Raw genomic sequence first — 21,769 nt, 5'->3', positions numbered from 1 at the left:
TGGTTGACGAGAAAATCTCATGCGTCCGATTCTGGTATTGCTGCACCGCTGGTGCGGCCTGTTCATCGCCCTGTTCCTGTTTACCGCCGGTTTGACCGGCGCCGTCATTTCCTGGGATCACGAACTGGACGAGTGGCTCAATCCACACTTGTTCGACGCGCAGAGCGCCGGCCCGGCCCAGGATCCGCTGCAATTGGTCGATGCGCTGGAGGCACGCGACCCGCGCCTGCAGGTGAGCTTCATGCCGCTGGCGCTGGAGCCGGGCCATGCGCTGGGGATCTTCGTCGACCCGCGTATCGATCCTGCGACGGGCAAGGCGTACAAGCTGGGCTTCAACCAACTCGGGGTCGATCCGGTAACCGGCGATATTCAGGGGCAGCGTGAGTGGGGCGCGATTTCCCTGAGCCGGGAGAACCTGCTGCCGTTTCTCTACAAGCTGCATTACAGCCTGCATATCCCCGAGGGTTTCGGCATCGAGCTGGGCGTGCTGTTCTTCGGCATCGTCGCCCTTGTCTGGTGCCTGGATTGCTTGGTGGCGCTGTGGCTGTCGTTCCCCAACCTGCGCAGCTGGCGCAAGTCGTTCGCCTTTCGCTGGCGCCAGGGTGGCTACAAGCTGAACTTCGATCTGCATCGCTCGGGCGGCGTCTGGGTCTGGCTGTTGCTGCTGATCCTCGCTGTCACCTCGGTATCGATGAACCTCGAACGCCAGGTGGTTCGCCCGCTGGTGGAGCTGTTCTCGCCGCTGACGCCGAGCCCCTTCGCCAGCCGCACGCCGGTGACTCTGGACGAGCAGATCGTGCCGCAACTCGACCGGCGCCAGGCCATCGCCGTCGCCTCGGCCGAAGCCCGGCGTCTTGGCTGGCAGGCGCCGCCCGGTGGGTTGTTCCACTCGGCCGAATTCGGTGTCTATGGCGTCGGCTTCTATGCGCCGGGCGATGATCATGGCAGTGCCGGCCTGGGCAACCCGTGGATCTACGTCGACAGCCGCAGCGGCGAACTGGCCGGCGCGCACGTGCCGGGCACCGGCAGCGCCGGCGATATCTTCCTGCAGGCGCAGTTCCCGCTGCACTCCGGGCGCATCATCGGTCTGCCAGGGCGCATCCTGGTGTCGTTGCTGGGGCTGGTGGTGGCGGGGCTGTCATTGACCGGGCTGGTGATCTGGGCGAAGAAGCGGCGCTCGCGTGTGCTGGCCGATCAGCGCAGCCGCGCTGCGTCACAGGCCATGGCGTAGGCGCAGCGCCGCGACCAGTTCGGCGCGCTCCTGGAGAAAGCGGTCGAAGGCCGCGATCACCTGCGGGTGGTTGATGCTCGACAGGTAATAGTGATCGCGCACGTGATCCAGCTCGGGATCGAAGACCAGGATATCGGCCGGCAGGCGCATCTTGCGCAGTTGATGGGCGACCACCTGCGGGTTGAGGTAGACGGCATCGACGCGGTCACTGACGGCCATGCGCAACAGCGAGTCGATCTGGTTGGCCTGGATCAGCCGGATGCGCCCGGAGCGAACGTCCGCCAGGTAGGGCCAGGGGGTGAAGCCGTTCTGCGTACCGAGCAGGCGGATGTGCCCCTTGCCCAACCCCAGGTAGTTCGGTTTAAGCAGAATGCCGTCGATGTAGGGCGCGGCCGGCTGGCTGTAGTGAATGTCATGGCCGGCTTTCTGGTTCGCGTTCCATTGCGGGTGATCGGGAAACTTGAGATCGACCCGGCCGGAGAGAAAATCACTGAGCAGCCGTCGCACCGGCAGCGGCGTGTAGACGAAGTGGTAGCCGTACTCCTCGGCGAAGGCATCCAGCAGATCGCGTGCGTAGCCGCGGTACTCGCCGTTCTGCACGTCGGAATACGGCTGATAGGGCTGCAACTCGACGCCGACGCGAAGCTCCTCCTGCGCCAGGACGGGCCAGGCGTACAGGCTGAGACAGAGCAGGATGAACAATCTTTTCATGAAGGTGCGACCGACTACGGAGCGGCCCCTTAACCATAGCTCAGAGGATGGGTGAGATCAGTCGCGCCACGCGCATGCCCAGTTGCTGCAGGCGATGCACGTTGCGCCGGTCGGCATTGACCAGTTCGCGCGAGCGGCTGAAGTCCTCTTCCAGCATGTCGGCGACCTTGGCGTTGAAGCCTTCGTCGAAGGTCAGCAGGCTGACCTCGAAATTCAAGCGGAACGAGCGATTGTCCAGGTTGGCGCTGCCCAGCACGCAGGCGTCGTGGTCGATCAGCAAGGCCTTCTGGTGCAGGAAGCCGGGTTGGTAGCGGAATACCCGCACTCCGGCACGCAACGCCTCGAAGGCATACAGGCTGGAAGCGGCGTAGACGATGCGATGATCCGGGCGCGCCGGCAGCAGCAGGCGTACGTCGACGCCGCGCATCACCGCCAGGCGTAGCGCGGCGAACAGCGCCTCGTCGGGCACGAAGTACGGGCTGCTCAGCCAGACCCGTTCGCGCGCCGCATGAATCGCCTCGACGAACAGCAGCGAGCAGGTTTCCTGCGGGTCGGCCGGGCCGCTGGCGATCACCTGGCAGAGCAGGCCGGGCTCGTCCTGCTTGCTCGGCATCAAGAGCGGCGGCAACTGCTGGCAGGCCCAGTACCAGTCTTCGGCGAACGCCTCCTGCAGGCTGGCCACCACCGGCCCGCGTACCTCCACGTGGGTGTCGCGCCAGGGCGAGAGCGGCGGTTTCTGGCCGAGGTATTCGATGCCGACGTTGAGGCCGCCGAGAAAGCCGATCTCGCCGTCGACCACGACGATCTTGCGGTGGTTGCGGAAATTCAGCTGGAAGCGGTTGAACAGCCCGGAACGGGTAGGGAAGGCGTGCACCTGTACGCCGCCACGGCGCAGGCGGTCGATGAAGGCGCTGGACAGCGAGTGGCTGCCGACGCCGTCGTACAGCACATGCACCTTCACCCCGGCGGCCGCGCGCTCCAGCAGGATGTCGTGCAGGCGCCGGCCGAGGCTGTCATCGCGGATGATGAAGAACTGCAGCAGGATCACCTGCTGGGCGCTGGACAGGGCTTCGAAGAGGGCGGCGAAGGTGGCCTCGCCATCGATCAGCAACTCGGCGCGGTTACCGGTCAGGCCGGGCAGGTGCGACAGCCGGGGCAGGGCGCGCAGGCGATCATAGGCTGGTGACAGGTGCGCGGCCTTGGCCTCTTCGACCCAGGGGCGCCAGTCCTGTGCGGCCATGGCGTGGTGCATCTCCTTGTCCGCTTCGCGGCGCGCCTTCACGTAGGCGTCGAAGCGGCTGCGGCCGAAGATCAGGTACGGCAGCAGGGTCAGGTACGGCATGAAGAACAGCGACAGGCCCCAGGCCAGCGCGCCCTGGGCGGTACGCACGGTGAGCACGGCATGGATGGCCGCAAGCGTGCCGAGCGCGTGAATGGTGGCGATCAGGTAGGCGAACAGGTGGGGAATGCCGAAATCCGCAGGCATGCAGGGGCGTCCTTCGCATGGGCTGTGTGCAGCTGACCACGGGCTTTGCGCGGTGTTCGCCGACCATCCTGCCACGGCTACCCAGGGAATGGCAGTGGCGGGCAAATTGCCATGCCCTGGGGAATTATTCGGGTGCTTCACGTGTCTTGAGATCTGAGTGAGCGGAATTCATGTGTTACCCTCCCCGGTTCGACCCGTTTGTGGGTCGTCTTTAATTGGAGGAGGGCATCCGTCCTGTTCACGCTCGTCTAGCGAGTAAAAAACGCATCAAGGAGCACGCCACGTATGGGAAACGTCCCTTCGCATGACACGACCCCGCCATCCCCTGTGGAAGCCGCAGACGGCATTCCAGCACCGTCCGGTGAAGCCAATCTGATCGACACCGACTACGTCATCGGCCAGGACAACATCAAAGGGCAGTTCGTCTTCGCCCTCGACATCCACGGCAAAGTTTTCACCATCTCCGCGCTGGTCGCGGTCATCTTCGTCATCCTCACCCTCGCGCTGCAGACCGAAGTCGAGCCTCTGTTCACCGCATTGCGTGACTGGCTCACGCACCATATGGCGTGGTTCTTCCTCGGCGTTGCCAACATCTTCGTGCTGCTCTGTCTTGGTCTGATCGTCTCGCCGCTGGGCCGGGTGCGTATCGGCGGCAGGGACGCGACGCCGGACTTTTCCTACCTGACCTGGTTCGCCATGCTGTTCGCCGCCGGCATGGGCATCGGCCTGATGTTCTACGGCGTGGCTGAGCCGGTGTCGCATTACACCGCTGCCCTCGGTGGCGTGACCGTGGAGAACGGCGTGCGCACCGACTGGGCACCCCTTGGTGGTGCCGCCGGCGATGCTGCCGAGGCGCAGCGTCTGGCCATGGCCGCGACCATCTTCCACTGGGGCCTGCACCCCTGGGCGATCTACGCCATCGTCGCCCTGGCGCTGGCGATCTTCTCCTTCAACAAGGGCTTGCCACTGGCGATCCGCTCGATCTTCTACCCGGTTCTCGGTGAGCGCGTGTGGGGGTGGCCGGGCCATGTGATCGACATCCTCGCGGTGTTCGCCACCCTGTTCGGTCTGGTCACCTCACTGGGTATCGGCGCGGAGCAGGCTGCCGGTGGTATCGAGCACCTGTTCGGCATCGAGGCTACCAACGCCAGCAAGGTATTGCTGATCATCGCCATTACCCTGGTGGCGCTGTGGTCGGTGGTTTCCGGGCTGGAGAAAGGCGTACGCCGGCTTTCCGAGATCAACATCTTCCTGGCCTTCCTGTTGCTCGCTTTCGTCGTCGTCACCGGGCCGACACTGGCCATCGCCCTTGGTTTCTTCGAGAACCTCGGTGCCTACCTGACGCACCTGCCGGCGTTGTCCAACCCGGTCGGGCGTGAAGACGTCAACTTCACCCAGGGCTGGACGGCCTTCTACTGGGCCTGGTGGATCAGCTGGTCGCCGTTCGTGGGTATGTTCATCGCTCGCATCAGCCGTGGTCGTAGCGTGCGTGAGTTCCTTATCGCGGTGCTGCTGGTACCGTCGCTGGTGTCGGTGCTGTGGATGACCACCTTCGGTGGCAGCGCTTTCACCCAGATCGGCGCAGGCTTGGGTGAGGTCGCCGATGCGGCGCTGGAGCTGAAACTGTTCGCCCTGCTTGCCGAGCTGCCGCTGAGCGGCATCATGTCGTTCCTCGCCGTGGTTCTGGTGATCCTGTTCTTCATCACCTCGTCGGACTCCGGTTCGCTGGTGATCGACACCATCACCGCCGGTGGCAAGGTCAACGCGCCCGTGGTTCAGCGGGTGTTCTGGGCCAGCATTGAAGGGGTGATCGCCATCGCCCTGTTGCTCGGCGGCGGTCTGGTGGCGTTGCAGGCGATGGCCGTGTCCACCGGCCTGCCGTTCGCCCTGGTGCTGCTGGTGGGTTGTATCTCGGTGGTACGCGGGCTGATGAGCGAGCCACGCTAGCCGCTTGGCTCATGCCGCAAAAGAACGCGCCTTCGGGCGCGTTCTTTATGGGGCGCCGCCTGGCCTGGGTATGGCCAGCCTCAGCGGGTAGGGTGGGCTTCAGCCCACCAGACAGCTGTGTAGTCGCCCTGAAACGAAAAAGCGCGCCCTGAGGCGCGCTTTCTCATGAGTGCAACAGATGCATCAGGCGCTGACGTCAGCCTGCGCAGCATTGCTCTGTGCCGGCACTGCACTGCCTGCTTCCTGCGCCTGGTTGGCGTAGGACACGGCCGCAGTGAAAACCACGTCGGTGTGCGAGTTCAGCGCGGTCTCGAAGGAGTCCTGCACCACGCTGATGACGAAGCCGATGCTGACCACCTGCATGGCGATCTCGGCATCGATGCCGAACAGGCTGGTCGCCATCGGAATCAGCAGCAGCGAGCCACCGGCCACACCGGATACGCCAGCAGCGGCCAGCGAGGACACCACGCACAGCAGCAGCGCGGTCGGCAGATCCACCGGAATGCCCAGGGTGTGGGTCGCAGCCAGCGCCATCACGGAGATGGTCACGGCCGCACCGGCCATGTTGATGGTGGCGCCCAGCGGGATGGTGATCGAGTAGGTGTCGCGATCCAGCTTGAGCTTCTCGCACAGACGCAGGTTGACCGGGATGTTGGCCGCCGAGCTACGGGTGAAGAAGGCGGTCACCGCGCTCTCGCGCAGAACGGTCATCAGCAGCGGATAGGGGTTGCGACGCATCTTGATGTAGGCGATCAGCGGGTTGATCACGAAGGTCACGATCAACATGCAGCTCACCATCACGATCAGCAGGCGAGCGTAGGTGATTAACGCTTCGAAACCGGAATCTGCCAGGGTGCTGGCGACCAGGCCGAAGATACCGATGGGCGCCAGGTTGATGACGAACTGCACGGCCTTGGTGAAGGCATTGGAGACGTCGGTCAGCATGGTGCGGGTGCTCGGTGCGGCATGGCGCAGGAACACGCCCAGCAGCACGGCCCAGGCCAGGATGGCGATGTAGTTGGAGGTGTTCAGTGCCTGCACCGGGCCGACGAAGATGCTGGTCAGCAGGTTGTGCAGCACCTCGATGATGCTGCCGGGCGGGTTACCCTCGGCGCTGCTGACATCCAGAGTCAGCAAGGTCGGGAACAGGAAGCTGGCGCATACCGCCAGCGCTGCGGCGCTGAAGGTGCTGATCAGGTACATCATCAGCACCGGGCGGATATGGGTGGGTTGATTGCTCTGGCGCGATGCCAGCGAGGCGGTTACCAGCACCAGCACCAGGATCGGCGCCACGGCCTTCAGGGCGAGGATGAACAGCTCGCCGAACAGGCCGACCTTGAGCGCTGCGGCAGGTGCGATCCAGGCCAGCAGGGTGCCGAGTACCAGGCCGATGAAAATGCGCAGCACCAGGCTGGCGTTGGAGTAATAGGCAGCTAGAAGTTTGAGGGCATTCATGAGTCTTACGCTTTCCGTATTCGATTCTTGGCGCCTGGCAAAAACGCTCCCGCTGCCGCGCAGGAAGGTGCGCGCAGAACGGGGTCGCTGCATGGCGGGGGCGTGATTATAGGGATGAGAGGAAAAGCGTGGTGACTTATGTAGGTTCGAGGGTCATGGCAGGGGCTCGCTTATTCTTGTTTTTACGGTTTTTTGGCTTGTGGCCGGTGAAGCTGGGTCGTGCAGGTGAATCCGTAGGGTGTCGCAGGACCTCCTAGGCCGTGCGCACCGCCTGCCGCGCGGGCTTGGAGTTGAAGCGCTTCAGCAACGACTGACGCGCTTCCCACCCGCGCCCTCCGGCGTGATCAGCACTCGACGATATTTACCGCCAGGCCGCCACGGGCGGTTTCCTTGTATTTGGTCAGCATGTCGGCGCCGGTTTCGCGCATGGTCTTAATCACCTTGTCCAGGCTCACGTAGTGCGAGCCGTCGCCGTACAGCGCCATGCGCGCGGCGTTGATGGCCTTGACCGAGGCGATGGCGTTGCGCTCGATGCAGGGGATCTGCACCAGTCCGCCGACCGGATCGCAGGTCAGGCCCAGGTGGTGTTCCATGCCGATCTCGGCGGCGTTCTCGACCTGTTCCGGGGTTCCGCCGAGCACCGCGCACAGCGCGCCGGCCGCCATCGAACAGGCCACGCCGACCTCGCCCTGGCAGCCCACTTCGGCGCCGCTGATCGAGGCGTTTTCCTTGTACAGGATGCCGATCGCACCAGCGGTCAGCAGGAAGTCGATGACACCACGCTCACTGGCGCCGGAAATGGCGTTGGCGTAGTAGTGCAGCACTGCCGGGATGATGCCGGCGGCGCCGTTGGTCGGCGCGGTGACCACGCGGCCACCGGCGGCGTTCTCTTCGTTGACCGCCAGGGCCCAGAGGTTGACCCAGTCGAGCATGCGCAGCGGATCTTCCAGGGAGCTGCGCTGGAAGCCGCCCAGCTTGCGCGCCAGGATCGCCGCGCGGCGACGCACCTTGAAGCCGCCGGGCAGGATGCCCTCGGTGCGGCAGCCACGGTCGACGCAGGCTTGCATCACCTTCCAGATTTCCAGCAGACCGGCATCGGTTTCGTCATCGGTACGCCAGTGGCGCTCGTTGCGACGCATGATCTCGGCGATGCCGATGCCATGTTCGCGGCTCAGGCGCAGCAGATCGGCACCGCTGCGAAACGGCAGCGGCAGGCTGGTGGCGTCCGGGGCGATGACCTTATGTTTGGAGCCGTCGGCGAGAATTGCCTCGCTGACCACGAAACCGCCGCCCACCGAGTAGTAGGTGGCCTCGTGCACCTGGATACCCGCGGCATCGAAGGCGGCGAAGCGCAGGCCGTTGGCGTGCAGCGGCAGCGCCTTGCGGAACATTTTCAGGTCGGCTTTTTCGTCGAAGGTGACGGCATGCTTGCCGGCCAGGACGATGCGTTTGTCGCGACGGATGGCCTCGATATAGCCAGGTACCTGGTCGACATCGACGGTGTCCGGCTCATAGCCGCTGAGGCCGAGCAGCACCGCCTTGTCGCTGCCGTGACCCTTGCCGGTTGCGCCCAGCGAGCCATACAGCTCGGCGGCTACACGGGTCACCTGCGGCATGTAGCCGTGGTTTTCCAGGGCATTGGTGAACAGCACGGCGGCACGCATCGGGCCGACGGTATGGGAGCTGGAAGGGCCTATGCCTACCTTGAACAGGTCGAAAACGCTGATAGCCATGGCGAGAGTTCTTCTTTTATGGGCGCTTCTGAAACCTGGCGACTACGCGCGTTTCAGAGAACCCTTATGTGGGTGAACCACGTGCCCGGCACGCACGTGTGGATAACCCTATCTAAGAACGGCTTTATCGTTATGTATACTGATTTATTTTTAACGTATTCATTAGCATTACTTACCTATTGAGATTTCCTCATGGACATCACCCGCCTTCGCACCCTGCGTGAACTGGCCCGCTGCGGCACCATGGCGGCCACTGCCGAGTCGCTGCACCTCACGCCTTCTGCGGTTTCACAGCAGGTCGCCCAGCTCGAACGCGAAGCCGACGTGGCGCTGATCGAACGACGTGGCCGTGGTGTGGTGCTGACCCCGGCGGGCGAGCGCCTTGTGGGACACGTCGAACGTATCCTGATGGTGCTCGACGAAGCGCGCTCGGAACTGGCGCAGCTGCGCAGCGAGATTGCCGGTGAACTGCGCGTCGCGGCGTTTCCCTCGATTGCCGTGGCCGTGGTGGCGGAAACCGTGCGCGCTCTGCGTGCGGCCTATCCACGGCTGGAAGTGGTGGTGGTGGAGCTGGAGCCGCAGGAAAGCCTGGGCGCCCTGGCCGCCTGGCAGATCGACGTGGCGGTGATCGACGACCTGGCCGTGGAGTTGAACGAGAAGCACGAGAACTACGCACAGATCCCGCTGACCCAGGATCTGTTGCACGTGCTGCTGCCCACCGACCACCCGCTGGCGGCACGCGACGGCCTGACCATCGCCGACCTGCGCGACGAGGCCTGGGCACTGGACTCCACCAGCAGCTCGTTTGGTGAGTTCATCACCAACCTGTGCCGCCGCTCGGGCTACGCGCCAAGGATCAACGCCCACTGCGCCGGTTTCGAGATGGTCGCGGCGATGGTCGCCTCGGGCAACTCCATCTCCGTCGTCTCCGGCTTGCGCCTGGTGCACCCATTGCATGGCGTCACCGCCGTCCGCCTGCTGCCGGGTATCCAGCGCGGCGTCTTCCTCGCCTACCGCAAGGGCGAACGCGATCACCCGGCGGTGAATGTATTCCTCGACGAGGCGGTGTACACCGCCGATAAAGTCCTCGGCCAACCGCAAAGCAACGTGTAGGAGCGGCTATAAGAGTGGCGTAGGAGCGGCTTCAGCCGCGAAGCTTTTGCTCCCCTCTCCCATTCATGGGAGAGGGTGCTTTTGCTGGTACTCACGCGTTGCGTGGACACCGAGAGCTTGCGCTGCTCCGCGTCGTGCCTGGAAGGGTTGTAATGAACGCAGAGCGTGGGAACGATCAATCAACCATCAAGCTTGCCTTCTGAGTTCTACTCTACAGGCATGGCCGTGACGGACTCTTGAGCCGCTTCTGCCTCCAGCTTCGCCCTGTCAGCTTTGCTGATGTACTTGGGTTTATTGCTTTTAGGCGCGAGTTTGGCGTTGGCCTTCTTGGCGTGGGCTTCGAGTAGTTGCTTGATCTTTTTGCGGCGATTCATGGGCTTGTGTCTACGTTGTGCTAAATCGATGGTGTCCACACGTTGTGTGGGTAGCTCGCGCCCCTCTGCGCTGTGCTTGGCGGGGCTAAACCTGCGCGAATCGTAACGGGTGTAGAGCATCTTGGACTGCATTACTAGGCAGAGCTTGGGAGCGATCAAAGCCAAAAGCCTCGCGGCTGAAGCCGCTCCTACAGGGTGGGGCTGGCAGTCAGCTCCAGAGAGCGCTGATCGGCGTATCCCCTGAGTAATGCGTCGCGACCTGCGCCTGCAGCAGTTCACCACAGGCCAGGGCGTCTGTCAGGGCATGGTGTGCCGAGTACAGCGGCAAGCCATAACGCAAACGGCTGTCGGCCAGGCGGATGGAGGTGGGTTCGCGGCCGCGCAGGCGATCCCACCAGCTCACCCTGCGCTTGGGGTGCAGGCGGGCTTCCAGTTCCATGGTGTCGATGATCGGGAAGATCAGCCCTTCGCCCAGGTGCTGGCGCACGGCCTGGTCGAGGAAGCTGCGTTCGATATTACGGTAGTGCACGACCACCACCTTGCCGGCCAGGGCTTCCAGCAACTCTTCGAGCACGCTGGCCAGGCGTGGGGCGTGGCGGATGTCGCTGTGGGTGATGTGGTGGAAGGTGACCGATTCGGCGCTCAGCTCGCCGGTGGGTTTGACCACCCAGTAGCGCGACTCGGCGCAGCGGATACGTTGCAGGCTCAGCGGCACCAGGCCGAGGCTGACGATGGCGTGCTCGCGTGGGTCGAGGCCGGTGGTTTCCACGTCCAGTGCCACCAGCGGCACTTCCGCCAAGGGTGTATCGGCCGCCACGCAGCCGGCGCCGTAGTAGGCCCGCAGGCGCGGGTCGCGGCTGCTTTCGGCGAGGCTGGCGAACAGTTGCGGCCAGTTCTGGGCGGCGCGCTCGCTCATCGCGGGCGGCTCGCCGGTTGCGCCGGGTAGCGAAAGCGCAGGAATTTCTGCGCGTTGCTGATCACCTGGAAGGCTTCCTTGAGGTGCTGGCGTTCGCTGGCGCTGAACTGTTCCGGCTCAATGTAGTTGCTCGGCGCGTTGCCGGCCTCGACTTCACGGGCCTGGTGGCGGACGCGTACCAGGCTGAGGAACTCGAAGGCGTAACGCAGGTGCTCCAGCGCCTCCCTGGGCAGCAGCTTGGTGGCAGCGATGGCGTCGAGGCGATCCAGCGAGTTCTGCGCCTTGGAGCCACAGGCTAGGGCGTGCACGCGGATCAGGTCGGTGAGCGGTGCGGTACCGCGGCCCTTGAGGTTGATGATGTTGCGGTGGCGGCCGTCGGTTTCCATCACGAAGGTGCGGAAGAAACCCAGCGGCGGCGTGCGGTTGAGTGCATTGCGCGCCAGCGCGGCAAGGAAGGCCGGGCTGGTGCTGGCCTTCTGCGCCAGTAGATCCTTGAGGTTCTCCACCAGCTCGGTTTCGCCGTAAAGGCCGTCGAGGTCGAAGAAGATGCTGGCGTTGAGCAGGGTTTCTGGGTTGGGCCGTTCGATCCACTCGCTGAAGTACTGCCGCCATACCTTCAGCGGCTGCCGCCATTTGGGGTTGCTGGCCATGATGCCGCCCTTGCAGTAGCTGTAGCCGCAGGCGGCCAGGCCGTCGCTGACGAACTGCGCCAGTTCGGCGAAGTAGGCGTCGTGCTCGTCGGGGTCGAAGCTATCGTCGAGCACCAGGGCGTTGTCCTGGTCGGTGAGCAGCAGTTGTTCGTCGCGGGCCATGGAGCCGGCGGCCATGAAGCAGTAGGGCACCGGCGGTGGGCCGAGTTTCTGTTCGGCCAGTTCCAGCAGGCGCTGGCTGAAGGCGCGGCCGATACCGCTCATGGCGCTGCCGACCATGTGTGCGCTGGCGTCGTCGGCGACCATGCGCACGAAGGTGGCGCGCAAGTCCGGCAGCAGGCTCTTGAGTCCGTCCACCGAGGTCTTGTTGAAGATGCTGTTGACCAGGTACAGGCTGCTGCGCGACTCGTAGCGAATGATGTCGGCCAGTGCCACCACGCCCACCGGGCGCCGGCGATGGAGGATCGGCAGGTGGTGGATGTTGTTGCGCAACATGCACAGCATGGCCTCGAACACCGAGTCGTCGGCCTGCAGGGTGATGGGGTTGGGCGTCATGATCTGACTGACCGGAGTGTCGCTGGGCAGGCCGGCGGCGACCACGCGGGTGCGCAGGTCGCGGTCGGTGAGGATGCCGGCCATCACCTGGCTCTGCTGCTCGGCCACCTGCACCTGATTCGGGTCGGGCCACTGCGTGCCGGGGTCGACGACGATCACCGAGGACACGCTGTGCTCGGTCATCACCTGCGCCACCTGCTGGATCGGTGTATCCAGCGGCACGCTGACCGGCTTGCGTGAGATCAGCTTGCGCACTTTGATCTTCATCAGCTCGCTGGCCTTGCCGTGGCTGTCTTCCAGGGCGGACTTGAGCCGCGACTGGCCTTCGGCCTCGACGAAGTCGGCAAAGCTGTCGAACTGTTCGCAGAGCTGATGGAACAGGGCACCGGGGATGAAGTAGATCAGGCAATCTTCCAGGGCCGTGGCGCCCAGGCGCACCTTGTTGCCACGCAGCAGGCCGGCCTGGCCGAAGATGTCGCCTTCGGTGAGGCGGTTGTGCAGCTCGCCATTGCGCCGGTGCACTTCTACCGCGCCACTGCGTACGTAGTGCAACTCGTGGATCGGCGCACCGACGGCGAGGATTTCGCTGCCGGCCTTGAAGTAGCCCACTTGCACCTGGCGGGCGATCTCGTCGAGAGTCTGCTCCGGCAGATTGTCGAAGGGGGCGAAGCGATTCAGGTGGTCGCGGATCTCGATCAACTCGATCTGCATGCGGGCCTCGCTGACTGGCTGGCACTACAGGATACGGGCTGCCAGGATGTCAGTGCAAAGCGACTGGCCGTCGTCAACTCAAGGAGAGGTTATGCAGGGTTCGGGGCTTTGGTGGGTGGTGGGTGTGCTGCTGGTGCTCGGCGGCGCAACGGTTTTCTACTACAACCGACTGGTGTTCAACCGTCACCGCGTGGCCGAGGCCGCCAGCGGTATCGACGTGCAGCTCAAGCGCCGCTCCAGCCTGATTCCCGCGTTGGTGGAATGCGTGCGGCAGTACATGGGCTACGAGCAGAGCACGCTCGAGGCGTTGGTTCAGGAGCGCATGCGCGCGGTGCAACTGGCCGATTCGCCGCTGGGCCAGCGCGCGCCGGTAGAGGCGCAGTTGAGCAGCCAGTTGCGGCAACTGTTCGCGTTGGTCGAGGCCTATCCGGATCTCAAGGCCGACAGCCAGTTTCGCGAGTTGCAGAGCAACATCAGCGAGGTCGAGAACCATATCCAGATGGCCCGGCGTTACTACAACGGCGCGGTGCGTGAGCTGAACGTGCGGGTGGAGTCGGTGCCGAGCAACCTGGTCGCGCGTCTGTTCGCCTTTACCCAGGCCGAGTACTTCACGCTGGATGATCCGCGTGACGGCCAATCACCGAAGATGGAGTTCTGAGCATGCAGGGATGGTTGCGTGGGCTGTTGCTGATTGCCTGTCTGCTGCCCGGCCTGGCGCTGGCGCAGGAGGCCATCGAGGACTTTGCCGTCAGCCTGCAGGTCGAGGCTGACGGCAACCTGCTGGTGACCGAGCGCATCACCGTGCGTGCCGAAGGCGACAATATTCGTCGCGGCATCTACCGCGATCTGCCGGTCAGCTACGCGCTGCCGATGGGGCTGGAGCAGAGCAGCCCGATCACTCTGTTGGGCGTGACTCGCGATGGTCGTGAAGAGGCCGTGCACAGCGAGCGCAACGGCGCCTGGGTGCGCTTCTACCTGGGTTCGGCTGACACGCTGCTCGACACTGGTCGCTATCGCTACGAGCTGCGCTATCGGGTCGGGCGCGCGCTGCTGCATCACGCCGACACCGACGAGCTGTACTGGAACGTCACCGGCAACGGCTGGATTTTTCCGATCCGCCAGGCGTCGGTCGACGTGCGCCTGCCAGCGGGTGCGCACATCGGCCAACTGGCCGCTTATACCGGCGCTCAGGGCGATCAGGGGCAGGACTTCCAGATAGTCGAGCGCGGCGATGATTACCTGCGTCTGGCCACCACTGCGGAGCTGCCTGCCCACCATGGCCTGACGATAGCCGTGGATTGGCAGGCCGGGCTGGTGCCGCGGCCAAGCGCCACGGACAACGCCACGCGTGCGCTGCTGGACAACCTGGGCGTGGGCATCGGCGCGCTGCTGCTGATCGGCCTGCTGCTGTTCTATCTGAGTGCCTGGAATCGTGTTGGCCGCGATCCACAGAAGGGCGTGATCATCCCGCTGTTCGAGGGCCCGCAGGGCATGAGCGCGGTGCAGGCCGGCTACCTCTGGCATCGCGGGCTGCGTGGAGGCTTTCCGGCGGCGCGGGCATTCGGTGTATGGCTGACCGACATGGCCATCCACAAGCATCTGCAGATCGCGGACAGGCCGCGCAGCGGATTCATCCTGTCACGCGCTGGCGCAGCTCAAGGCGAGCTGAGCGTGCTGGATCGAGAGCTGAGCGAGCGCCTGTTCAAGGCTGGCAAGGACGGCGACTCGATCTCCATCGGCAAGAAATACGAGCCACGCCTGGCCGATGCGCTGAGCCGCCTGGAGAGCCAGTTGCAACAGCAGGGCAAGGCCTGGTTCAGCAATAATCGCGGCATCTGGAGTTTTGGCTTGCTCTGGGCGGTGCTCGCCTGTGTGGTGATGCTGGCGATGAGTGCCCATGGTGACGACTTGGCCACCGGGCTGGCCGGGCTGGTGTTCAGCCTGGGGTTCGGTGTGCCTTCGCTGCTGTTCATTAATACGGCTCGGCGCCAAGCCAGCTTTGGCAAGAAGATCAGCCTGGGGCTGGTGGCGCTGATGTTCGTCTGGCCGGTGCCGGTGGGGCTGTTGATGATTGCCGAGGCCGCGTCCCTGCCGGCCTTGTTGTTGATCGTGCTGTATGTCGCGCTGGTGGTGGTTTTCTATTACCTGATGCCGGCGCCGACCCTGGACGGGCGACGTTTGCTCGATGCGCTGGAAGGCTATCGCAACTACCTACAACTGGCGGAACAGGACGCCCTGGCGCTGGCGGCCGACGCCCCGGCGATGAGCATCGCCCTGTACGAACGCCACCTGCCCTTTGCCATGGCACTCGGTGTGGAAGACAAATGGAGCGCGCGTTTCAGTGAAGCCCTGGCCAGCGGCCTGATCGACCCGACGCAGCGCGACTATCAACCGACCTGGTACCACAGCCGCAGCAGCTACAGCTCGCCACAGGCGCTGAGCGGTGCGCTGGCCGCTGGCCTCAGTAGCGTCGCCGCATTGGCATCGACGCCGCCGTCGAGCAGTTCTTCGAGTGGGGGCGGGATCATCCGGTGGCGGCTCCTCCGGCGGTGGTGGAGGGGGTGGTGGCGGCGGGGGTTGGTAGACGGCAGAGCCCGAGTGCCAATCGCGCCGTTGCACGTCATTCGCTTTTCCTGTTGAGCCGACTGGGGTAGGGTGCCGCCTCCATTCGCCCGAGAGAGGGCAGTACAGGCGTACGAGCGCAGGTATGCGCGCCAAGGAGATTGTCGTGTCAGGAAGACTGCGAGTCCTGCTATTGCTGTGTTGTTTCTGCGCCTTCGGCGTGCAGGCTGAAGAAGCCATTCAGGCCTATGACGTGCGCGTGCAGGTCGAGCCCAATGGCGAGGTTCTGGTGACCGAGCGGATCGCGGTCATTGCCGAGGGCAGGGCGATCGTCCGCGGTATCTTCCGTGATATCCCTACGCGCTATAGCCTGGGCAAGGGCCTGTTGCGCAACACGCCGCTGACGCTGATCTCGGTCACGCGTGACGGTCGCCCGGAAAACGTTGCGCAGCAGACGCTGGATCACGGTATTCGCCTGCGTCTGGGTAGCGCCGATACCCTGCTCGAGCCAGGGCCTTATGTCTACGAACTGACCTACCGCATGAATGCGCAGCTGTTGCATCACGCCAGTGCCGACGAGCTTTACTGGAACGTCACCGGCAACGATTGGCAACTGCCGATTCGCGCTGTCAGCGTCGAAGTGGTGTTGCCGGAGGGCGCGCAGATTCAGGCGGCGCATGGTTATACCGGCTACAAGGGCTCGCGCGACGGTGATTACGAGGTGATCGAGCAGGAGGGCAATCGCCTGCGCCTGGTGACCAATCGCGAGCTGCGGGTGCAGGAAGGCTTTACCGTCGCCGTCGCCTGGCAGGCAGGCTTGGTGGCCAGGCCCGGCTGGTGGGCGCAACTGCGCGATCTGTATCTGGATAACAGTCGGCTGATCCTGTTCATGGCGACATTCGCGGGGCTGGTGCTCTTCTACGTCAGGCTCTGGTGGACGCTCGGCCGTGGCCCTGCCAAGGGCTTGATCATTCCTCTGTTCGAGCTGGGCAAGGGCGTCAGCCCGATCATGGCGGGCTACGTCTGGCGGCGCGGCGTGGGCATGGACAAACAGGGCGTGCGTGCGCTGAGCATCATGTTCACGGATCTGGCCATCCGCGGCCTGTTGCGCCTGGAGCGTGACAGCAAGGGTCTGCTTCTGAGGCGTGGCGACGTTTCGCAGGAGGAGTTGCGCGAAGAGGAACGGCGGGTACTGGATGCGCTGTTCGTCCGTGGGGAGGATTCGCTGCTCCTGCAGGATCGTTACGAGCCTCGTATGGGTAAGGCACTGGCAAGTTTGCGCCAGGCTTTTGAACGATTCGAGCAGGCCAATTTCAACACGCACACCGGCCAGTGGCGGGTGGGTGCGTTCTTCGCGTCGATTGCCGGCGCTGTCCTGTTTTTCAGTGGCCTGGATGGTTACGAGGGGTCCAAGACCGATGCGTTGCTGACCATGCTGGTTGCCACGGCAATGGTTATCGGCGTGTTCTTTTCATTGACGAGTGGGGCGGTCGCGATCGGCCTGTTCCTGAGCATATTCGCTCTGGTCATGCTGGTGATTGTCGGCGGGCAGGTGGGTGGTGGTGTCGTCCTCGGTTGCGTGCTGCTGACGCTGGTCGTGCTGATCGCGCGCAAGACGCTGCGGGCGCCGAGCAATGCCGGTCGGCGTTTGCTCGATGAGCTGGAGGGCTATCGCAGTTATCTGTCCCTGGCCGAGAGCGAGACGCTGGCGACCGCTGGCAACGCACCGGTCATGAGCATCGCGCTCTATGAACGGCATCTGCCTTACGCTATGGCGCTTGGTGTCGAGGCGCAGTGGACTCGGCGCTTTACCAGAGAACTGGAGAAGGGCGCACTGGCGCCCGTCGACGTGACCTACCAGGCTCAGGGCTTCACCCATCAACTGACCTCCGGCGAGACGCAAACCCTTGCCTGGAGCCTGGATCGAATGCTGATGAGCGCCTCCGTGCCTCCGCAGGCGCCTAGATCCTCCGATGACTTTTCCCGCTCTGGTGGCGGTGGTTCCGGCTCATCCGCTTCCCGTGGTGGCGGCTCCTCGGGTGGTGGTGCCGGCGGCGGTGGAGGCGGGGGCTGGTAAGGCCATCCCGCACTTCAAGTGGGCTGGTAATGCAGCGGCACGTCTTGTCAGCCGTTCATGGTGCGCGAGGCGCAATGGACATAACGGCTACGCCTGGCGGCGGCGAACTGGCGCGTCCGGTGCGCGACAGCCTGCGCAACCAGCCGTCCGGGTTGCCCGTCGCCTTGGCGAGCACTCAGCCGCTGTACCTGACCATCATGAATGACCCGATTGGTATGGCGGATTGATTGGCGGATTGCACGCCCTGTAGGAGCGGCTTTAGCCGCGAATTTCGCGGATGAATCCGCTCCTACAAATGCTCGATGGCGGCGTTCAGCCGCGCCGGTAGCGCAGCGGTAGCCCCTGGCAATCGTCCTGCACCTGGCCGGCGTGCCAGGCCAGTTGCCCGGAGACGAAGGTGCTGCGCACGGCATGGCGGAAGGCGCGGCCCTGGAACGGCGTCCAGCCGCAGTGGGCGAGGATCGGGTCGGCCGCCACCGGGCGCGGCTCGGCCAGGCGTTCGATCAGGGTCAGATCGGCCCAGTAGCCTTCGCGCAGGTAGCCGCGCTGGTCGATGGCGAAACGCTCGGCCACGGCGTGGCTGGTCTTTTCCACCAGCATGGGCAGCGGCAGCAGGCTGTCGGCTACCAGTTCCAGCAGTGACGGCAGGGCGTGCTGCACCAGCGGCAGGCCGGACGGTGCCTGCAGGTAGGGGCGCTGCTTTTCGTCCCAGGTGTGTGGCGCATGGTCGGTGCCGATGATGTCCAGGCGCCCGCAGAGCAGGGCCTGGCGCAGGGCGTTGCGGTCGGCGCGGCTCTTGATTGCTGGGTTGCACTTGATCAGGTGGCCGAGCGCGGCGTAGTCGCCGTCATCGAAGTACAAATGATGGGCGCAGACCTCGGCGGTGATCGGCTTGCCGGCCAGTGCGCCGGGCTGGAACAGGCCCAGCTCGCGCGCGCTGGTGATGTGCAGCACGTGCAGGCGCGTGCCGTAGCGCCGTGCCAGGCTCACCGCCAGGCTGGAGGACTGGTAGCAGGCCTCGGCGTCGCGGATCGCCGGGTGCTCGCTGGCGGGGATGGCGTCGCCGAAGCGTGCCTGCCACTGTGCCTCGCGCTCACGGATGCGCGGGGTGTGCTCGCAATGTGTCAGCAGCACCGTCGGGCAGTCGCGGAACAGTCGCTCCAGCGCCGGCAGGTCGTCGACCAGCATGTTGCCGGTGCTGGCGCCCATGAACACCTTCACCGCCGCTACGCGACTGGGGTCGAGCGCAGCGACGGTGTCGAGGTTGTCGTGGCTGACGCCGAAGTGAAAGCCGTAGTTGACCCGAGAGCAATGGGCGGCGCGATGTTCCTTGGCCTCTAGCGCCTCCAGCGTCAAGGTCGGCGGGTGGGTGTTGGGCATGTCCATCACGCTGGTGATACCGCCGGCCACCGCCGCCCGCGATTCCGTGGCGAAGCTGCCTTTGTGCGGCGCGCCGGGGTCGCGAAAGTGCACCTGGTCATCGATCATGCCCGGCAGCAGGTATTGCCCGGCGGCGTCGAGCAGGCCCTCGCCGGGCAGGTGCGCGAGGCTGCTGGCGATGGCGTCGATGCGGCCGTGGCGGATACGCAGGTCGGCCTCGAACACGCGGCCCTCGTTGACCAGACGGGCGTTACGGATCAGCACGCTCAGAACTCGTTCTGCAGGGCTTTGTAGCCCCGCACCAGGTCGATGTTGGTGCGCGCCACGTCTTCGGAGAACTCGCTGGCCGAGACGCTGACGCGCGGCAGGCTGGCCAGGTCGGTCTTCGGCCCGATGCGCTGGGTGGAGGTGACGTGGAAGCCCGCCGGCAGGTCGCAACCGTCGACCACGGCATTGTGCCGCACCACGCAGCCATCACCGACCGCGCAGTTGAACAGCACGCTGTTGAAGCCGATGAACACGCGATCACCGACGCTGCACGGGCCGTGGATGATCGAGCGGTGGGCGATGGAGCTGTGCTCGCCGATGGTCACTGCCGCGCCGGACTTGGAGTGGATCACCACGCCGTCCTGGATGTTGGAGTTGGCACCGATGACGATGGGCTGCATATCGCCGCTCGCGTCCACCTCGTCGGCGCGGATCACCGCATAGGGGCCGACGAAGACGTTGTCGTGGATGATCACCTTGCCGCAGATGATGGCGGTCTTGTCGACGTAGGCGGACTCGGCGATGACCGGCAGGTGGCCGGACGGATTCTTGCGGATCATGGTCGCTCCTTGGGCGAGAGGTCGGGCACCGGGTCGTAGCCGCCCGGATGCCAGGGATGACAGCGCAGCAACCGGCGTAGGCTCAGCCACAGGCCGCGCAGCAGGCCGTGCTGGTTCAGCGCCTCGACGGCGTAGTGCGAGCAACTGGGGTGAAAGCGGCAGCGCGGCCCGAGCAGCGGGCTGATCAGGTACTGGTAGACGTGCACCAGGGCGATGGCCAGGCGCTTCATGCCGGGTGGCTCACGGCCACGCGCAGCTGCTCGCTGCCGAGGTCGTTGTAGAAGCAATTGGGCCGGCCGGTGTGGCAGGCCGGGCCGAGCTGCTCGACCTTGAGCAGCAGGGCGTCGCCGTCGCAATCGAGGTGCGCGCTGAGCAGGCGCTGGCGATAGCCGCTGGTTTCGCCCTTGCGCCACAGTTGCTGGCGCGAACGCGACCAGTAGCAGACCTGACCGCTGGCCAGGGTTTCCTGCAATGCGCTGCGATTCATCCAGGCCAGCATCAGCACCTCGCCGCTGTCGTGGCGCTGGGCGATCACCGGGATCAGCCCGGCGTCGTTCCAGGCGATGGCGTCCAGGGCCTCGCTCATCGTCACGGCGTGGCCGGCTTCGGCGGATTCCAGCTGCAACCAGAAAGCCTCGGCAGTCATGGCTCAGTTCCAGTTCCAGCGGCTTTGCGCCACCGCGTCGTGGGCGTGCAGGCTCTCCGCATGGACGACCTTGAGGCGGAAGGCACTGGCTTGTGGTAACTGGCGCAGGGCGCGGTGCAGGCGGCGTGCGGCGTCCTCGCAGAACATCAGGTTCTGTCCGTTGGCCAGGGCGAAGGCCTGTTCGTCGGCGCGCTTCACTGCCGTCTGCACCGGTGTACCGAGGGCCTGCTCGGCGCTCTCGATAAACGCCAGTAGCGGCAGGTCGACGCAGCCTGGCGCCAGGCGTACTCGCAGGGTTGCCATGCTGCGCTGGCTGTGCGGCGTGGCGACGATGCCCTGGGTCGAGCCGAGCCAGTCGAGCACCTCCAGGTAGTCCATGGGCTGCGTCGCGAAGGTTTCGGCGAAGCGCTGCTGGATCAACTGCCGCGCCAACGCCGCTGAGCACGGGCAGGTGGACGAGTAGGCAACCTCGACCTGCAGCTCGATGTTCACGCCACGACCGTCCTGTCTGGCGTGCAGTTCGAAGGGGTAGGTCTTCCAGCCGTGCAGCGGGCTGACCAGCGCCGGACGTTTGAGCGGTACCTCGCCGCGCAGGCTCAGGGTGGCGCTGTCGGACAGTTCCTGGTGGCTGCTCAGACAGTCGTCCAGCACCTGCAGCATCGCCGGTACGTTCAATTCCTGATGCACCAGGCGCTGCGCTGCCAGGTACAGGCGCGACATGTGGATACCGCGTGCGCCGGCATCATCGAGGCTCACGCCGATGTCGGCAGTGGCTGTCACGGCGGCGTCCGCCAGGCGAATGGGCAGGGCGATGCCGGCCATGCCGACCCAGTCCAGCGGCAGGTCGTGATGGGTGGCTTGGGCGGCAATATCCGGCAGGGGCTGGTCGTTCATCGCAAATCCGTGGGTAGCTGTCAGAAATAAATGTTATGTTATAACAATTAAAACAAGCTAGCCGATTTGCCATGACCCTGACCGCGACCACCGAAGCCGAGCTGCTGGCCCAGCCAGCCGATGACTACATGAACGATGTCCAGCAGCAGTTCTTCCGTGAGCTGCTGCTGGCCCAGCGTGCCGAGTTGCAGGTGCGCATCGACGAGGAATTCACCGAGCTGCGCCAACCCGATACCAGCAGCGACGTGGCCGATATCGGCGCCGCCGAGGAACAGCGGCAATGGCAGCTACGCCTGCTGGAGCGGGAAAAGAAGCTGCTGGACAAGATCGACCAGGCGCTCGAACGCCTGGCGCGTGGCGAATACGGCTGGTGCGCCGAGACCGGCGAGCCCATCGGCCTCAAGCGCCTGCTGCTGCGCCCGACCGCGACCCTGTGCATCGAAGCCAAGGAGCGTCAGGAGCAGCGCGAAAAACATCAGCGTGACCGTGACTGAACGAGGA

The 21,769-nt window shown here is 64.8% G+C and carries 20 protein-coding genes; 8 read left to right on the top strand and 12 right to left on the bottom strand.

The window, feature by feature from the left end:
- Nucleotides 1–19: 19 nt before the first annotated feature.
- Nucleotides 20–1,231 carry a PepSY-associated TM helix domain-containing protein gene (locus HS968_RS25765; RefSeq protein WP_182369377.1) on the top strand — a complete coding sequence of 404 codons (1,212 nt, stop codon included), beginning with the start codon at nucleotides 20–22 and terminating at the stop codon, nucleotides 1,229–1,231.
- On the opposite strand, the gene HS968_RS25760 is transcribed toward HS968_RS25765, so the two are convergent.
- The gene (locus tag HS968_RS25760; RefSeq protein WP_182369375.1) at nucleotides 1,214–1,942 is read right to left on the bottom strand and encodes a substrate-binding periplasmic protein; all 729 of its coding nucleotides are present in this window, start codon (nucleotides 1,940–1,942) and stop codon (nucleotides 1,214–1,216) included. The genes HS968_RS25765 and HS968_RS25760 overlap by 18 nt on opposite strands.
- 40 nt (nucleotides 1,943–1,982) lie before the next feature.
- The gene (gene cls, locus HS968_RS25755) at nucleotides 1,983–3,428 is read right to left on the bottom strand and encodes a cardiolipin synthase (RefSeq protein WP_119694965.1); all 1,446 of its coding nucleotides are present in this window, start codon (nucleotides 3,426–3,428) and stop codon (nucleotides 1,983–1,985) included.
- Between the two features lie 285 nt (nucleotides 3,429–3,713).
- Between cls and HS968_RS25750 the strand changes: the two genes are divergently transcribed.
- The gene (locus tag HS968_RS25750; protein ID WP_182369373.1) at nucleotides 3,714–5,375 is read left to right on the top strand and encodes a BCCT family transporter; all 1,662 of its coding nucleotides are present in this window, start codon (nucleotides 3,714–3,716) and stop codon (nucleotides 5,373–5,375) included.
- Nucleotides 5,376–5,558: 183 nt separating this feature from the next.
- Here the strand turns inward: HS968_RS25750 and sstT are convergent, their stop codons facing one another.
- Together sstT and HS968_RS25740 are read right to left on the bottom strand one after the other, a co-directional pair.
- Nucleotides 5,559–6,830, bottom strand: coding sequence for a serine/threonine transporter SstT (gene sstT / locus HS968_RS25745; RefSeq protein WP_182369371.1), 1,272 nt, complete (start codon nucleotides 6,828–6,830; stop codon nucleotides 5,559–5,561).
- Between the two features lie 344 nt (nucleotides 6,831–7,174).
- Nucleotides 7,175–8,563, bottom strand: a complete 1,389-nt coding sequence (locus HS968_RS25740) for an L-serine ammonia-lyase (RefSeq protein WP_182369369.1) — start codon at nucleotides 8,561–8,563, stop codon at nucleotides 7,175–7,177.
- Between the two features lie 192 nt (nucleotides 8,564–8,755).
- Here HS968_RS25740 and HS968_RS25735 point away from each other — a divergent pair, with 192 nt between their 5' ends.
- Nucleotides 8,756–9,676, top strand: coding sequence for a LysR family transcriptional regulator (locus tag HS968_RS25735; protein WP_182369367.1), 921 nt, complete (start codon nucleotides 8,756–8,758; stop codon nucleotides 9,674–9,676).
- Between the two features lie 206 nt (nucleotides 9,677–9,882).
- Here the strand turns inward: HS968_RS25735 and HS968_RS25730 are convergent, their stop codons facing one another.
- From HS968_RS25730 to HS968_RS25720, 3 genes are all read right to left on the bottom strand, one after another.
- Nucleotides 9,883–10,050, bottom strand: a complete 168-nt coding sequence (locus HS968_RS25730; RefSeq protein WP_182371693.1) for a DUF2986 domain-containing protein — start codon at nucleotides 10,048–10,050, stop codon at nucleotides 9,883–9,885.
- Between the two features lie 208 nt (nucleotides 10,051–10,258).
- On the bottom strand, nucleotides 10,259–10,966 hold the full coding sequence (locus HS968_RS25725) for a 3'-5' exonuclease (protein ID WP_182369365.1): 708 nt from the start codon (nucleotides 10,964–10,966) through the stop codon (nucleotides 10,259–10,261).
- Complete coding sequence (locus HS968_RS25720) at nucleotides 10,963–12,882, bottom strand: DUF294 nucleotidyltransferase-like domain-containing protein (protein ID WP_182369363.1); 1,920 nt, start codon at nucleotides 12,880–12,882, stop codon at nucleotides 10,963–10,965. Before HS968_RS25720 ends, HS968_RS25725 begins: the two co-directional genes overlap by 4 nt.
- Nucleotides 12,883–12,973: 91 nt before the next feature.
- On the opposite strand from HS968_RS25720, the gene HS968_RS25715 reads away from it, so the two are divergent.
- The 4 genes from HS968_RS25715 (at nucleotide 12,974) to HS968_RS25700 (ending at nucleotide 17,748) form a co-directional block, all read left to right on the top strand.
- Nucleotides 12,974–13,540, top strand: coding sequence for a LemA family protein (locus HS968_RS25715; RefSeq protein ID WP_119694958.1), 567 nt, complete (start codon nucleotides 12,974–12,976; stop codon nucleotides 13,538–13,540).
- A gap of 2 nt (nucleotides 13,541–13,542) precedes the next feature.
- On the top strand, nucleotides 13,543–15,522 hold the full coding sequence (locus HS968_RS25710) for a DUF2207 domain-containing protein (protein WP_238338887.1): 1,980 nt from the start codon (nucleotides 13,543–13,545) through the stop codon (nucleotides 15,520–15,522).
- Between the two features lie 88 nt (nucleotides 15,523–15,610).
- Nucleotides 15,611–17,521 carry a DUF2207 domain-containing protein gene (locus HS968_RS25705; RefSeq protein ID WP_182369360.1) on the top strand — a complete coding sequence of 637 codons (1,911 nt, stop codon included), beginning with the start codon at nucleotides 15,611–15,613 and terminating at the stop codon, nucleotides 17,519–17,521.
- A 74-nt stretch (nucleotides 17,522–17,595) separates the two neighbouring features.
- Nucleotides 17,596–17,748, top strand: a complete 153-nt coding sequence (locus HS968_RS25700) for a hypothetical protein (RefSeq protein WP_182369359.1) — start codon at nucleotides 17,596–17,598, stop codon at nucleotides 17,746–17,748.
- Nucleotides 17,749–17,833: 85 nt separating this feature from the next.
- On the opposite strand, the gene HS968_RS25695 is transcribed toward HS968_RS25700, so the two are convergent.
- Genes HS968_RS25695 through folE2 form a run of 5 tightly spaced genes read right to left on the bottom strand, consistent with a single transcriptional unit; the run spans nucleotide 17,834 to nucleotide 21,268 of the window.
- A complete protein-coding gene (locus tag HS968_RS25695; protein ID WP_182371692.1) occupies nucleotides 17,834–19,171 on the bottom strand; it encodes a dihydroorotase in 1,338 nt (445 codons plus the stop codon).
- On the bottom strand, nucleotides 19,168–19,728 hold the full coding sequence (locus HS968_RS25690) for a gamma carbonic anhydrase family protein (protein WP_119694955.1): 561 nt from the start codon (nucleotides 19,726–19,728) through the stop codon (nucleotides 19,168–19,170). Before HS968_RS25690 ends, HS968_RS25695 begins: the two co-directional genes overlap by 4 nt.
- Nucleotides 19,725–19,958, bottom strand: coding sequence for a membrane protein insertion efficiency factor YidD (yidD, locus tag HS968_RS25685; protein ID WP_182369357.1), 234 nt, complete (start codon nucleotides 19,956–19,958; stop codon nucleotides 19,725–19,727). The genes HS968_RS25690 and yidD overlap by 4 nt, the downstream gene beginning before the upstream one ends.
- Nucleotides 19,955–20,374: a phosphoribosyl-AMP cyclohydrolase gene (hisI, locus tag HS968_RS25680; protein WP_182369355.1), complete on the bottom strand. Its 420-nt coding sequence runs from the start codon at nucleotides 20,372–20,374 to the stop codon at nucleotides 19,955–19,957. The genes yidD and hisI overlap by 4 nt, the downstream gene beginning before the upstream one ends.
- A 3-nt stretch (nucleotides 20,375–20,377) precedes the next feature.
- Nucleotides 20,378–21,268 carry a GTP cyclohydrolase FolE2 gene (gene folE2 / locus HS968_RS25675; protein WP_182369354.1) on the bottom strand — a complete coding sequence of 297 codons (891 nt, stop codon included), beginning with the start codon at nucleotides 21,266–21,268 and terminating at the stop codon, nucleotides 20,378–20,380.
- Nucleotides 21,269–21,339: 71 nt separating this feature from the next.
- Here folE2 and dksA point away from each other — a divergent pair, with 71 nt between their 5' ends.
- Nucleotides 21,340–21,762, top strand: a complete 423-nt coding sequence (dksA, locus tag HS968_RS25670; RefSeq protein WP_179623162.1) for an RNA polymerase-binding protein DksA — start codon at nucleotides 21,340–21,342, stop codon at nucleotides 21,760–21,762.
- Nucleotides 21,763–21,769: the final 7 nt, after the last annotated feature.

The sequence above is a fragment of the Pseudomonas berkeleyensis genome (assembly GCF_014109765.1).
In the GTDB taxonomy this organism is placed as follows: domain Bacteria; phylum Pseudomonadota; class Gammaproteobacteria; order Pseudomonadales; family Pseudomonadaceae; genus Aquipseudomonas; species Aquipseudomonas berkeleyensis.
This window is presented reverse-complemented; position numbering and strand designations above follow the sequence as displayed.

What these genes read in the sequence shown, in the direction of transcription:
- HS968_RS25765 (WP_182369377.1), top strand. Translation starts at nt 20, where the DNA reads ATGCGTCCGATTCTGGTATTGCTGCACCGCTGGTGCGGCCTGTTCATC.
- HS968_RS25760 (WP_182369375.1), bottom strand. Translation starts at nt 1,942, where the DNA reads ATGAAAAGATTGTTCATCCTGCTCTGTCTCAGCCTGTACGCCTGGCCC.
- cls (WP_119694965.1), bottom strand. Translation starts at nt 3,428, where the DNA reads ATGCCTGCGGATTTCGGCATTCCCCACCTGTTCGCCTACCTGATCGCC.
- HS968_RS25750 (WP_182369373.1), top strand. Translation starts at nt 3,714, where the DNA reads ATGGGAAACGTCCCTTCGCATGACACGACCCCGCCATCCCCTGTGGAA.
- sstT (WP_182369371.1), bottom strand. Translation starts at nt 6,830, where the DNA reads ATGAATGCCCTCAAACTTCTAGCTGCCTATTACTCCAACGCCAGCCTG.
- HS968_RS25740 (WP_182369369.1), bottom strand. Translation starts at nt 8,563, where the DNA reads ATGGCTATCAGCGTTTTCGACCTGTTCAAGGTAGGCATAGGCCCTTCC.
- HS968_RS25735 (WP_182369367.1), top strand. Translation starts at nt 8,756, where the DNA reads ATGGACATCACCCGCCTTCGCACCCTGCGTGAACTGGCCCGCTGCGGC.
- HS968_RS25730 (WP_182371693.1), bottom strand. Translation starts at nt 10,050, where the DNA reads ATGAATCGCCGCAAAAAGATCAAGCAACTACTCGAAGCCCACGCCAAG.
- HS968_RS25725 (WP_182369365.1), bottom strand. Translation starts at nt 10,966, where the DNA reads ATGAGCGAGCGCGCCGCCCAGAACTGGCCGCAACTGTTCGCCAGCCTC.
- HS968_RS25720 (WP_182369363.1), bottom strand. Translation starts at nt 12,882, where the DNA reads ATGCAGATCGAGTTGATCGAGATCCGCGACCACCTGAATCGCTTCGCC.
- HS968_RS25715 (WP_119694958.1), top strand. Translation starts at nt 12,974, where the DNA reads ATGCAGGGTTCGGGGCTTTGGTGGGTGGTGGGTGTGCTGCTGGTGCTC.
- HS968_RS25710 (WP_238338887.1), top strand. Translation starts at nt 13,543, where the DNA reads ATGCAGGGATGGTTGCGTGGGCTGTTGCTGATTGCCTGTCTGCTGCCC.
- HS968_RS25700 (WP_182369359.1), top strand. Translation starts at nt 17,596, where the DNA reads ATGGACATAACGGCTACGCCTGGCGGCGGCGAACTGGCGCGTCCGGTG.
- HS968_RS25690 (WP_119694955.1), bottom strand. Translation starts at nt 19,728, where the DNA reads ATGATCCGCAAGAATCCGTCCGGCCACCTGCCGGTCATCGCCGAGTCC.
- yidD (WP_182369357.1), bottom strand. Translation starts at nt 19,958, where the DNA reads ATGAAGCGCCTGGCCATCGCCCTGGTGCACGTCTACCAGTACCTGATC.
- hisI (WP_182369355.1), bottom strand. Translation starts at nt 20,374, where the DNA reads ATGACTGCCGAGGCTTTCTGGTTGCAGCTGGAATCCGCCGAAGCCGGC.
- folE2 (WP_182369354.1), bottom strand. Translation starts at nt 21,268, where the DNA reads ATGAACGACCAGCCCCTGCCGGATATTGCCGCCCAAGCCACCCATCAC.
- dksA (WP_179623162.1), top strand. Translation starts at nt 21,340, where the DNA reads ATGACCCTGACCGCGACCACCGAAGCCGAGCTGCTGGCCCAGCCAGCC.